Source organism: Thermomonas brevis (genome assembly GCF_014395425.1).
GTDB lineage: Bacteria > Pseudomonadota > Gammaproteobacteria > Xanthomonadales > Xanthomonadaceae > Thermomonas > Thermomonas brevis.
The window spans coordinates 3,270,616-3,283,459 of record NZ_CP060711.1 but is presented as its reverse complement, the minus strand read 5'-3'; the positions used below and the strand labels follow the sequence as shown (position 1 = coordinate 3,283,459).

Genomic DNA, 12,844 nt, shown 5'->3' with positions numbered 1-12,844 from the left:
GCGGCTGCCGTAGGCAACCGGCTCGATCCCGCACCTACCCCAACCGGTTCAGCACCTCGACCAGCTCCGGCGCCAGCGGCGCGTTGAGGGAATACGGCGCCTTGCCGCCGTCCAGCGCGAACTCCAGCGTGGAGGCGTGCAGGAACAGCCGCTTCAGCCCCACCTGTTCGCGCAGGCGCCTGTTGGCCGCCTCATCGCCGTACTTGTCGTCCCCCGCCACCGGATGGCCGATGTGCTGGGCGTGGACGCGGATCTGGTGGGTGCGACCGGTTTCGATGCGGATTTCGCAGTAGCTCTGCCCGCCGCGGCGCTCCAGCGCGCGGAAATGGCTGATCGACGGCTTGCCGATGGCGTTGACCTGGACGTGGCGCTCGCCGCCCTGGCGCAGGCCGACGTGCAGCGGCGCGTCCACGCTCATCGTGCCGTCCGGCATCCGTCCCAGCAGCAGGGCCAGATAGCGTTTTTCGATGCCTGATCCATGATCTTCCCGCAGCAATCGCTGCAGTTCGGTCAGGGCCGAGCGCTTTTTCGCGAACACCAGCAGGCCCGAGGTATCCCGATCCAGTCGATGAACCAGTTCCAGACTATCGCGGGGGCGCAGCGCGCGCATGGTCTCGATCGCGCCGAAGCTGATTCCGCTGCCGCCGTGGCTGGCGACGCCGGAGGGCTTGTTGATCGCCAACAGGCGGGCATCCTCGAACACGATCGCCGCTTCGAGCGCGTCCAGCATGCCTTTTGGCGGCAAACGCCCGGCATCTTGTGGCAATTCGATGCGAACAGGCGGGATTCTGACCTCATCCCCCGCTTCCAGCTTGCGCTCGGCCTTGGCCCGCCCGCCGTTGATCCGCACCTGCCCGCTGCGTATCAATTTGTAGATCAGGCTGCGTGGCGCTCCCTTCAAATACCCCATCAGGAAGTTGTCCAACCGCTGGCCATCGCGGTCTTCGGCAATACGCACGGTGCGCGCACCGCTGCTGGGGGGGAGTCCGGCTGTGTCATCGGGAGCTGATCTGCTACACTCGGGGGGCGATGCAAGGGTTTGATTTCGCAGGAAGTGTCGGGCGTTTTACCGCCCATCCGGCCGAAAGCCGGCCTGCCTGGCGAGCCCCGCCGCAGTGACGTTGCCACCGCCCTCGGGGCGGACATGTTAACGGCTGCGCGGCAAACCCGCCCGTCGCCGGCCCCGCGCCGTGACTCCGCCCGTTGAACAACGCCCCGTGCGACGCGCCCGTCATCTGTTCAGTCTGTTCAGGTCATGTGGCGGCGGTCGCCGGCCCAGCAACACCATTACAAGGAAAAAGCGCTCCCGCGGTTCGCCGTGGTGTGGCAGCGCTGGAAAACTCGAAAGCGGCACGGTCTGCGCCCAGCGCGACCGCGCGCTAGGCGGTATCCAGAAGCGAAACGCCCCATGGCGTTCCGTGCGGCACCCATACCGGGTGTGGAGGCGCACAAGGAACGCACAATGAAGCGAATGCTTATCAACGCCACGCAGGCGGAAGAACTGCGGGTCGCCATCGTCGATGGCCAGAACCTGTACGACATCGACATCGAACAGCCGGCCCGGGACAACAAGAAGTCCAACATCTACAAGGGCCGCATCACCCGGATCGAACCTTCGCTGGAAGCGGCCTTCGTCGAATACGGCGCCGAGCGCCACGGCTTCCTGCCGCTGAAGGAAATCTCCCGCGACTACTTCCAGGCCGGCGTGGATCACCACAAGGCCGGCATCAAGGAGCTTCTGCGCGAGGGCCAGGAAGTCGTGGTGCAGGTGGACAAGGAGGAACGCGGCAACAAGGGCGCAGCCCTGACCACGTTCATCTCGCTGGCCGGCCGCTACATGGTGCTGATGCCGAACTCGCCGACCGCCGGCGGCGTCTCGCGCCGGATCGAGGGCGACGACCGCGCCGAGCTGAAGCGCGCGATGGACGCGCTGAACATCCCCGACGACATGGGCGTCATCATCCGCACCGCCGGCGTGGGCCGCGACGCGGAAGAACTGCAGTGGGACCTGGACTACCTGCTGTCGATCTGGCGCGCGATCGCCGAGGCCGCGCTGTCCAAGCCGGCCCCGTTCCTGATCTACCAGGAGTCGCGCCTGATCGTGCGCGCCCTGCGCGACTACATGCGCAGCGATATCGGCGAAATCCTCGTCGACACCCCGGAGATGTACGCCGAGGCGCTGGAGTTCGTCGAACAGGTGATGCCGCACAACAAGCGCAAGCTCAAGCACTACACCGACGACACCCCGCTGTTCAACCGCTTCCAGATCGAATCGCAGATCGAGAGCGCGTATGAGCGCACCGTGCGCCTGCCCTCCGGCGGCGCGCTGGTGATCGACCAGACCGAGGCGCTGACCGCCATCGACGTGAACTCGGCGCGCGCCACCAAGGGCGGCGACATCGAGGAAACCGCGTTCAACACCAATCTGGAAGCGGCGGAAGAAGTCGCGCGCCAGTTGCGCCTGCGCGACCTGGGCGGTCTGGTGGTGATCGACTTCATCGACATGTCGTCGAACAAGCACCAGCGCGACGTCGAGAACAAGCTGCAGAACGCGCTGAAGTACGACCGCGCGCGCGTGCAGCTCGGCCGCATCAGCCGCTTCGGCCTGATGGAGATGAGCCGCCAGCGCCTGCGCCCGTCGCTGGGCGAGGCCAGCCAGATCGTCTGCCCGCGCTGCGAAGGCCACGGCCGCATGCGCAGCATCGAATCGCTGTCGCTGTCGATCATCCGCGTCGCCGAGGAGCACGCGATGAAGGACAACACCGGGCAGGTGCTGGTGCAGGCCCCGGTGGAGATCGCCAACTTCCTGCTCAACGAGAAGCGCGGCGCGCTGCGCGAGATCGAGCAGCGCCACGACGCGCCCATCGTGATCGTCGCCGACGAACAGCTGCATTCGCCGCATTACGAAGTGACGCGCATCCGCGACAACGAGATGGGCGAGGAAACCGCCAGGCCCAGCTACCAGCGCGGCACCCCGCGCAAGCTGAACACGATCGCGCTGACCAAGGCCCAGCTCAACATCCCGCCGCCGGCCGTCACCAAGGTGCAGCCGACCCAGCCCGCGCCGCTGCGCGAGCCAAAGCCCGCCCCGCAGGAACCGGCGCAGCCGCAGCCGGCAGCGCCCACCTTCGCGAAGCCGCAGCCCGCGCCTGCTGCCAACGGCGGCGGCGTGATGGGCTGGCTGCGCGGCCTGTTCGGCGGCGCCCCTGCCGCCGCGCCCGCCCCGGCGCCGGCGCGCAATGAAGGCAACGGCCGTCGCGACGAGCGCGGCAACCGCCGCAACGAACGCGATGGGCGTGGCGGTCGCGACAACCGCCGCGACGAAGGCCGTCGCGACGACAACCGCCAACGCGACAACCGTGGCGAATCGCAGAAACAGAAACAGAAGCAGCAACAACCGCAGCAGCAGAAGCAGGCGCAGCAACAGCCGCCCAAGCAGGAACGGCAGCCGCAGCAGGAGCGGCAGCCGAACGCGCAGAAGCCGCAGGAGCAGAAGCAGGACAAGCCGCAGCAGCAGGCCCAGCAGCAGAAGCAGCCCCGGCCGCCGAAGCAGGACCGCCCGGCCGAGGCCAGCCAGCCGGCTGCCGCGGACGCCGCGGCGCTGGCCGCCGTTGCCGCGAATGCCGCAGCCACCGCGGTGACCGCGCCGCAGCCGGCCGTGGCCGCTGCTCCGGTTGCGCCCGCCGTCCCGGCCGCGCCGCTCGAAGCCGATGCCGTCGCGGCCGCACAGGTTGATGCCGGCAACGCCAACGAAAACACGTCCGGCAGCGGCGACGAAGCCTTGGGCGAAGGCGGCGGCAAGCGCCGTCGCGGCCGTCGCGGCGGTCGCCGCCGCCGTCGCGGCAACGGCGAAGCCGCCGGTGGCGCCGACGACCTGGCGCTGGATCACGACGAGGCGCTGGACGAAGTGTTGGGCACCGACGCCAGCCAGCCGGAGTTCGATTTCGACGACATCGAAACGCCGGCGGCGACCGCCGCACCGGCCGCGTCCGAACCGGTGAAGCCCGCCGTTGCTCCGGCTCCGGCCATCGTCGCCGCTCCGGCGCGCGATGAGGCCAAGGCCAGCGCGGTGACGCCGCAACAACCGGCAGCAGCGACCATCGCCGCGGCCGCACCTGCGGAGATCGTGGAAACCTCCGCGGCCGACGCGGCGCCGCTGGTCATCGAAGCCGAACCGGCGAACGCGGTGGCCGAAGCGCCGTCCGAGTCCCTGCCGCCGGTCGATGCCGCCACCGCGACCGCATCGGTGGAAGTCGCCGCCGTCGAAGCCGTGGCCGAAGCACCGGCTGCGGTCGAAGCGAAGGCCGACGCGCCCGTCGCGGTGGAAACCCCGGCCGTGGCCGCGGTGCAGGAAGCCGCGCCGCGGGCGGAAGTCGCCCAGGCCCCGGCGGCGCCCGCTCCGCAGCCCGAGCCGCCGCGCGGTCTGTTCGAAACCGCGCCGGAAGCCGAGCCCACCGCGCAGAACGTCGCCGACGTCGACGCGAAGGGCGAAGCCGGCAACGACGAAGAGGCGCAGCGCCACGCCTGATCGGCGCCTGCAACGATGCGACGATACGAGACAGCGCCGGACCTCCGGCGCTGTTTTCGTTTCGATCAACGTCAGGCAACCGGCTCAATCCGATCCGGTTGCCCCGCTCCTGGAAGCGTGCTCAGGCCGTTACGAAGCGGTATGCCGCGCCAGGCAAACCCGTCAGTGCAACGCGTGCGCGGGATCGACCAGCCCGTACTGGCTGACCAGCCGCGCCAGCGCGATGTTGTCGTGGATGCCCAGCTTCTCGAACAGCCGCGTCTTGTGGGTGTTCACGGTCTTGGCGCTCAGGCTCAGCTGCCTGGCGATGGCTTCCTGGCGCAGGCCTTGATTGAGCAGCAACGCCACTTCCAACTCGCGCGGGGTGAGCGTGTCGAACGGCGAGGCGGTTTCGCCCTGCAGTCCCGCCAGCGCCAGCCCCTGCGCGATCGAGCTCGCCAGGTATTTCCTGCCGCGCGCCACGTCGCGCACCGCGCGCAGCAGTTCGGCCGCGTCGCAGGCCTTGCCGACGTAGCCGAACGCGCCCGCTTCCAGCAGCCGGCGCGGCATCGGCCCGTCTTCGAGAACGGACACCGCGATGACCCGGGTACCGTAGTCGCCGCGGACGATGCGCTCGGTCAGCTCCAGCCCGCTCAGGCCCGGCAGGTGCAGGTCGCACAGCACCACGTCGGGCTTCAGCTTGCGGATCTGCGGCAGCGCCACTTCCGCGCTGTCGGCTTCGCCGATCACGTCGATGTCGGCCTCCCCGCCCAGGATCAGGCGGAATCCCGCGCGCACCAGCGCGTGGTCGTCGACGATGAACACCCTGATGGACATTGGCGGCTCCCCCGATCCGATGGCTACAAGGTACCGTCCGGACGCAGCGCGGCCAAGCGGGCTTTCCCGCAGAAGCGGCTAGGAAAACTCCGAGCCGCGCGCCGCCAGCATCCGGTCCAGCATCGATTTCAGCGCCAGCGGGCGCAGCGGCTTCATCAGCAGCGGCAGCCCGGCTTCCTGCGCGGCGCTGCGCACGGCGCCGGTCTGGTCGGCGCTGAGGATCAGGCAGGGCGCGGCGGGGAACTCCGCCGCGAGTCGTGCGTGCAGCGACACGCCGTCGTCGCCGCCGTCGAGGTGGTAGTCGAAGATCCACAGGTCGCACGGCGCGAACGCCAACACCGCCGCGGCGGCTTCGCCCTCGCCCACCGCCACCGCCTCGCATTCCCAGCCGCGCAGCACGCCGGCCAGCGCGTCGCGCGCCTGCGCTTCGTTGTCGACCACCAGCACGCGCAGCCCCGCCAGCCCGCGCCGCGAAGTCCGATGCGGCTGCGCCGTCGCCGCGCGCGGCACGTCGATGGCGAACGCGCTGCCGCGCGCGGGCACGCTGTGCAGCCGGATCGAAGCGTCCAGCAATTGCGCGATGCGGCGGGCGATGGCCAGGCCCAGCCCGAGCCCCTGCCCCGGCGCGCCGTCGCCGCGGCGGAACTCCTCGAAGATCTCATCGCGCCGCTCCGCTTCGATGCCGGGGCCGGTGTCGTGCACTTCGATGCGCAGCGCGTTCCCCGCCCGCCTTGCGCCCAGCAGCACGCTGCCGCGCTCGGTGTAGCGCAGCGCGTTGGCGAGAAAGTTCTGCAGCACGCGCCGCAGCAGCTGCGGATCGCTGCGCACCCAAGCGCGGGTCGGCACGAAGCGCAGGCGCAGGCCGCGCTGCCGCGCCAGCACGCGGAACTGCGCCACCAGCGGATCGAGCACGTCGGCCAGCGGGAAATCGCGCGGCTCCGGCACCAGCCCGCCGGCTTCCAGCCGCGACATGTCCAGCAGCGTGGTCAGCAGGTCGGTGGTGGAATCCAGCGCGGCGCCGATGTGCCGCGCAAGCTCCCGCTGCTCGCCGTCGCCGCGCTGTTGCAGGGTGTCGGCGAACAGGTGCGCGGCGTGCAGCGGCTGCAGCAGGTCGTGGCCGATGGCGGCGAGGAAGCGGCTCTTGGCGTCGTTGGCGTGCTCGGCCTCGTGCTTGGCCGCTTCCAGCAGCGCGGTGCGCTCGGCCACGCGCTGCTCCAGCGTTTCGTTGATGCGCTTCAACCCGCTCTCCGCCTCGCGGAACGCGGTGACGTCGGTGAACGTCGCGACGAAGCCGCCGCCCGGCATCGGGTTGCCGCGGATTTCGACGATGATGTCCTCGATGCTCCTGCCGCCGCGGAACACGCGTTCGGACAGGTGCGGCGTGCCCGTGCGCATGTGCGCTAGGCGGCGCTCCAGCGCGGCGGCGGCGCGCGCCGGGTCGATGCCGGCCACTTCGCGCAGCGCCCAGCGCGAGGCCTCGGCGATCGGCATGCCGACCCGCAGCATCCCCGGTGGATAGCCGAACAGTTCCTCATAACGGCGGTTCCACGCCACCAGCCGCAGCTCGGCATCGACCACGCTGATGCCCTGGCTCATGTTCTCCAGCGCCGCCTCCAGCACGCGCTGGTTGAAGCGCAGGTCCTGCGAGGCTTCGCCGACGATGGCGGCGACGGTGTCGAGGTCGGCGCCGCGCCGGTCGGCATCCTCGGCAAGATCGCGGCGCGCGGCGTCCAGCAGCAGCCGCGCCGAAGCGCTGCCGAGCACGGCGGCCAGTTCGTGCTCCAGCCGCGATTCGATCCGCGTCGGCACCGGGCCCGTGGCCGGTGCGTGGCGCAGCAGTTCGTCCACGCGCGCCGCCGGCAGGAAACGCCGGCCGGCATTGCGCAAGGTGGCGAGGTCGGCCCCGCGCGCCTGCCTTCGATGCGGCGCGCCGCGCAACGCGGCCAGCAGCAACGTGGCGGCGGTGCCGACGAACAGGCTCACGCCCACCGCGCGGCCCAGCCTGCTCCAGCCGGTCAAGCCGAACGCCGCGTCGGGCGCCAGCCAGGCCAGGCCGAACGGGCCGTCGCGCAGCCAAGCGGGATCGCCGCCCGTCGTCGCCACCAGCGTCGGCACCAGCATCACCCACGACCACGCGGCGAAGCCGGCCAGCACGCCGCCGGTGGCCGCGAACGCCGGCGTCTGCGTCCGCCACACCGCGAAGCCCAGCGCCGGCACCAGCGTCGCCAGCGCCGAGAACGACACCGCGCCGACGTCGGCCAGCGCCTCGTTGCCGCTGACCAGCCGGCTGTACGCCCAGCCCAGCAGCATCAGCGCGACGATGCCGGCGCGGCGCAGCAGCAGCAGGTCGCCGCGATGGTCGCCGCGCTCGCCATCGCCCTCGTCGTCGCCGATCCCGCGCGCCCACGCGCCGCGCAGCAGGCCGGGCGCGAACCAGTGGTTGCCGATCATCAGGCTCAGCGTCAGCGTGCTGACGATCACCATGCCGGTGGCCGCGCTGAGGCCGCCGAGGAACACCAGCAGCGCCACGCCGCGATGGTCCTGCGCCAGCGGCAGCGCCAGCGCGTACATGTCGGTCGGCACCGCATCGCCCAGCAGCGCGGCGCCGGCGCGCGCCAGCGCCAGCGTCGGCAGCGCGATCAGCAGCAGGTACAGCGGGAACTGCCAGCGCGCGGTGCGCACGTCGGCCTCGTCGCGGCATTCCACCACGCCGACGTGGAACTGGTGCGGCATCACGAACATCGCCAGCGCGCCCAGGATCACCAGCGGCATGAAACCACCCGCCGCCGGCATCGACGCCGCGGCCTTCGGCAGCTCCGGCAGGCCGCGCACGCCGAACCAGACGAACGCGCCCAGCGCCAGCATCGCCACCAGCTTGAACAGCGATTCGAACGCCAGCGCCAGCACCAGGCCGCGGTTGTGCTCGGCGGCGCTGACCCGACGGGTGCCGAACAGGATCGCGAACAGCGCCATCGCCAGCGCCACGTACAGCGCGCCGTCGCGCCACAGCGGCGGCGCGCCGTCGTCCGCGGTGCCGATGCCAGTGGTGACGGTGGCCAGGCTCATGGTGATCGCCTGCAGTTGCAGCGCGATGTACGGGATCAGCCCCAGCACCGCGACCAGCGTCACCGTCGCCGCCAGCCACGCGTCCTTGCCGAGCCGGGTGGCGATCAGGTCGGCCAGCGAGGTGGCGTTGCTCTCGCGCGCCAGCCGCACCAGCCGCGCCATGAACGCCATCGCCAGCGCGTAGAACAGGATCGCGCCGACGAAGGTCGGCGGCAGCGGCCAGCCGTAGCGCGCGGCCTGGGTGACGGTGCCGTAGAACGTCCACGAGGTGCAGTGCACCGCCAGCGACAGCGCGTAGACGTGCCGCCAATGCTTCGCGAACACGTCCGGATGGCGCTCGGCGTACAGGCCGGTGCCGAACAGCAGGCCCAGCCACAGCAGCGCGGCGGCCACGACTGCGGCGACGCTCAGCATGGCGCCGCCTTCAGGCATGTGCGGGTAAGCGGGTCATCGCAGGGCATTCGCGGCGAGGATAGCGCGACGGCGGGCCGAGGCCCGCCGTCGCCGTCCCGCCGGATCGGGAACCGCCGGTCAGAAGTTGTAGCGCACCGACAGGTACACGTTGCGCGGCAGGCCGTAGTACGCGGTCTGGATGTTGCCGACGCTGGCGAACTCCTGGCCTTCGACCATGTAGCTCTCGTCGGTCAGGTTGCGGATGCCGGCGCGCACCTGCCACGTGTACTGCGGCGAATCCCACACGCCGTACACGCCGACCACGCTGTAGTAGTCCTGCTTCAGCACGTCGCGGTTGTCGACCGACAGCCAGGTGGTGCCGCGATACGACAGGTCGCCGCCGATCGCCAGCCGCGAGCCGTTGGCCAGATCGAAGCCGTGCTGCACGGCCACGCGCGCGGTGACCTTCGGCGAGAACGGCACGTGGTCGTGGTTCACGTTGAGGTCGTAGCCGGCGTAGCCCGGGTCGAGGCGGAAGTCCTCGAAGCGCTTGTACTGCGCATCCAGCCAGCTGAACTGCGCGGTGATCGTGGTGGCGCTGCCGACCAGCGTGCTGCCCTCCAGCTCGATGCCCTTGATGTCCAGCTCCGCCGCGTTGAGCACCGGGAAGGTGCCCACGTCCTGCGACACGCGCGCCTGGAAATCCTTGTAGTCGCTGACGAAGGCGGTGATGCCGCCGCGCCGGCGGCCGTCGGCGGACTGCGCCTTCAGGCCGGCTTCGTAGGTCCACACGAATTCCGGGTCGTACTTCGCGTGCAGCACGTCGTAGGCGGTGTTGGCGCGGCCGTTGAAGCCGCCGGACTTGTAGCCGCGGTTGGCCGACACGTAGCCCATCAGGTGGTCGCTGAACTTCTTCTGCAGGCTGACCGACGGCGTCGTCGCCGTCCACGACGCGGAGGTCTTCGGGAACGGCACAGTGCCGTTGAGCGCGGCCAGCGCCGGGCCCCAGAAGGTGCTGGTGGTGCGCTCGTAGTCCTTCTTGTCCTTGGTCCAGCGCACGCCGGCGGCCAGCGTCCAGGTCGGCGCGAACTCCCAGTTGGCGTGCGCGAACGCGGCCGTGCTGGTGGTGGTCAGGTCGTCGCCGATCGTGCGCAGGAAGGCGATCGGACTGCCGAGGAAGGTAAACAGGTCGTCCGCGTACGCTTCCTGGTACGAGGTCACGTGCTCCTTCAGCCAGTACGCGCCGAAGGTCAGGTGCAGGGTGCTGCCGTTGTCGTAGTGCAGCTGGAACTCCTGACTCTTCTGGTCCTGGTCCAGCGCCACCAGCACGTCGCCCAGCTCGTACTTCGAGGCGTCGATGTCGATGTAGGACTCGGTCTTCAGCTTGCGGTAGGCGGTGACGCTCTTGAGTCGCCACTGCTCGCTGAGGTCCCAGTCCATCGCCAGCGAAGCACCATCGTGCTTCAGCGTCTGCCCCTTGTCCGGCGAGAACGAGGTTTCGGCGGCGTGGTCCCAGTCGCCGGTTTCGCCCGGCTGCAGCACCTTAACGCCGGCCGGCGCGATGCTGGTCTGGATCAGGGGCGCCATCGGCCGGCCCATCGACAGCGCGGCGTCCTGTTTGGTGTGGTCGAGGGCGAGCGTGGCGCTGAAGGCGTCCGACAGCTTGAACGCCAGCTTCACGCGCAGCGCCTCGGTGTCGTCGTCGTTGAAATTGTGGCCGCCGGCGCGGTTCTCCACGTAGCCATCGTTGACGATCTTGGCACCCGCAATACTGGCGGCGACGGTCTCGCTGAACTTGCCGCTGTAGTAGAAGCTGCCTTCCCGGCGCCCGTAATCGCCCAGGGTCAGTTCGGCGGCGCCGCCCTCGTGGTCGAACGGGTTCTTGGTGCTGACCTTGATCGCGCCGCCGGTGGAGTTCTTGCCGTACAGCGTGCCCTGCGGGCCGCGCAGCACTTCCACCTGGGAGACGTCGAACAGCGAGAACAGCGCGCCGTTGATGCGCGAGTAGTACACGTCGTCGACGTACAGGCCCACGCCCGGGTCGAAGGTCTGCAGCGCGTCGGGCTGGCCGATGCCGCGGATGAACGCGTTGACGCTGTTCGCCGAACCGCGGCCCTGCACGATGTTGGCGTTCGGCACCGCGCCCTGCAGGCCGTCGATGCCGCTGGCCTGCATGTCCTTCAGTTCGTCCTCGCCGAACGCGGAGACGGCGACCGGCACGTCCAGGATGGATTCGGCGCGGCGGCGCGCGGTCACGGTGACGGCGTCCAGCGTCTTCGCCTCCTGCTCGCCCGGCTTCGCCGCCGGCGCGTCCTGCGCGGCCGCGGAGCCCGCGCCGACCAGCAGCGAAACGGCCAGCGCGCCATGGATCGCCTTGCTCAATTGCTTGCGTTTCATCTGTCCCCCTCCGGGTGCTGCAGGCGGCACGATTACCACCAATGGCCGGCAAGGTAAGCGGCAACGCCTCGCGGCGGCATTGGACGTTCGGACAATGGGCCGCCCCTGCCGCCGCGCCGACACTCGCAGCCCTGATTCCGCCGCCGGGGATGGGCATGTCGTTTCTGATCGTGTTGGCCGTGCTGTGCTTCCTGATGCTGGTGGCCTACCGCGGCTACAGCGTGATCCTGTTCGCGCCGGTGGCGGCGCTGGGCGCGGTGCTGCTGACCGATCCGCAGCTGGTGGCGCCGATGTTCACCGGCCTGTTCATGGACAAGATGGTCGGCTTCCTCAAGCTGTACTTCCCGGTGTTCCTGCTCGGCGCGGTGTTCGGCAAGGTGATCGAACTGTCGGGGTTCTCCAAGGCCATCGTGCAGGCCACCATCCGGATGGTCGGCGCGCAGCGGGCGATGCTGTCCATCGTGCTGGTCTGCGCGCTGCTGACCTACGGCGGGGTGTCGCTGTTCGTGGTGGTGTTCGCGGTGTATCCGTTCGCGGCCGAGCTGTTCCGCCAGTCGAACATCCCCAAGCGGCTGATCCCCGGCACGATCGCGCTGGGCGCGTTCACCTTCACGATGGATGCGCTGCCTGGCACGCCGCAGATCCAGAACATCATTCCCACCACTTTCTTCGGCACCAACACCTGGGCCGCGCCGGTGCTGGGCACGCTGGGCGGCGTGTTCATCCTGATCGTGGGCCTGCTCTACCTCGATTGGCGGCGGCGCGTGGCCGCGCGCAACGGCGATGGCTACGGCGATGCGGCCACGCTGGTCAACGAGCCGGTGGCCTTCGCCGGCGGCCGGCTGGCGCATCCGCTGGTCGCGATCCTGCCGCTGCTGCTGGTCGGCGTGGTCAACAAGCTGCTGACGCTGTGGATTCCCGCGCATTACGGCGACAGCGCCAGCTTCGTGCCGGCGGTGATCGGCAATCCGGCGCCGGTGGTGCAGGAAGTGGCGAAGGTCGCCGCGATCTGGGCGGTGGAAGGCGCGCTGCTGGCCGGCATCGCCTGCGTGCTGCTGTTCGCGTGGAAGCCGGTCAAGGCCAGCTTCGCCGAGGGCAGCAAGTCGGCGATTTCCGGCGCGCTGCTGGCGGGCATGAACACGGCATCGGAATACGGCTTCGGTGCGGTGATCGCCGCCCTGCCCGGCTTTCTGGTGGTCGCGAACGCCCTGGGCTCGATCCCGAATCCGCTGGTCAACGAAGCGGTCACCGTCACCGCGCTGGCCGGCATCACCGGCTCGGCTTCCGGCGGAATGAGCATTGCCCTTGCGGCGATGGCCGACACCTTCATCGCCAATGCGCACGCCGCCGGCATCCCGATGGACGTGCTGCACCGCGTGGCGGCGATGGCTTCGGGCGGCATGGACACGCTGCCGCACAACGGCGCGGTCATCACGTTGCTGGCGGTCACCGGGTTGACGCACCGGCAGGCCTACAAGGACATCTTCGCGGTCACCTGCATCAAGACGCTGGCGGTGTTCGTGGTGATCGGGCTGTACTACGCATTCGGGCTGACCTGACCATCACGCCGTCATGCGTCATTCCCGATTTCGCGGGAATGACGAAGAAAAAAGTGCGTCGCAACAAAAACAGGTTGCCGCTGAC

At 69.8% G+C, this 12,844-nt stretch carries 6 protein-coding genes; 2 read left to right on the top strand and 4 right to left on the bottom strand.

Features of this window, described 5'->3' with window-relative positions; translation table 11 throughout:
• Positions 1-34 precede the first annotated feature (34 nt).
• Positions 35-958 (bottom strand): RluA family pseudouridine synthase, encoded by a 924-nt coding sequence (locus H9L17_RS15175; protein ID WP_425507364.1) that lies wholly within the window; start codon positions 956-958, stop codon positions 35-37.
• 504 nt (positions 959-1,462) lie between these two features.
• Between H9L17_RS15175 and H9L17_RS15170 the strand changes: the two genes are divergently transcribed.
• Complete coding sequence (locus tag H9L17_RS15170) at positions 1,463-4,528, top strand: Rne/Rng family ribonuclease (RefSeq protein WP_187570245.1); 3,066 nt, start codon at positions 1,463-1,465, stop codon at positions 4,526-4,528.
• Positions 4,529-4,690: 162 nt separating this feature from the next.
• Here H9L17_RS15170 and H9L17_RS15165 read toward each other — a convergent pair whose 3' ends face one another.
• From H9L17_RS15165 to H9L17_RS15155, 3 genes are all read right to left on the bottom strand, one after another.
• Complete coding sequence (locus tag H9L17_RS15165; protein ID WP_187570244.1) at positions 4,691-5,344, bottom strand: response regulator; 654 nt, start codon at positions 5,342-5,344, stop codon at positions 4,691-4,693.
• 78 nt (positions 5,345-5,422) lie between these two features.
• Positions 5,423-8,824 (bottom strand): PAS-domain containing protein, encoded by a 3,402-nt coding sequence (locus tag H9L17_RS15160; RefSeq protein WP_187570243.1) that lies wholly within the window; start codon positions 8,822-8,824, stop codon positions 5,423-5,425.
• Between the two features lie 117 nt (positions 8,825-8,941).
• The gene (locus tag H9L17_RS15155; RefSeq protein WP_187570242.1) at positions 8,942-11,200 is read right to left on the bottom strand and encodes a TonB-dependent receptor; all 2,259 of its coding nucleotides are present in this window, start codon (positions 11,198-11,200) and stop codon (positions 8,942-8,944) included.
• Between the two features lie 155 nt (positions 11,201-11,355).
• Here H9L17_RS15155 and H9L17_RS15150 point away from each other — a divergent pair, with 155 nt between their 5' ends.
• Positions 11,356-12,759, top strand: a complete 1,404-nt coding sequence (locus tag H9L17_RS15150; protein WP_187570241.1) for a GntP family permease — start codon at positions 11,356-11,358, stop codon at positions 12,757-12,759.
• Positions 12,760-12,844: the final 85 nt, after the last annotated feature.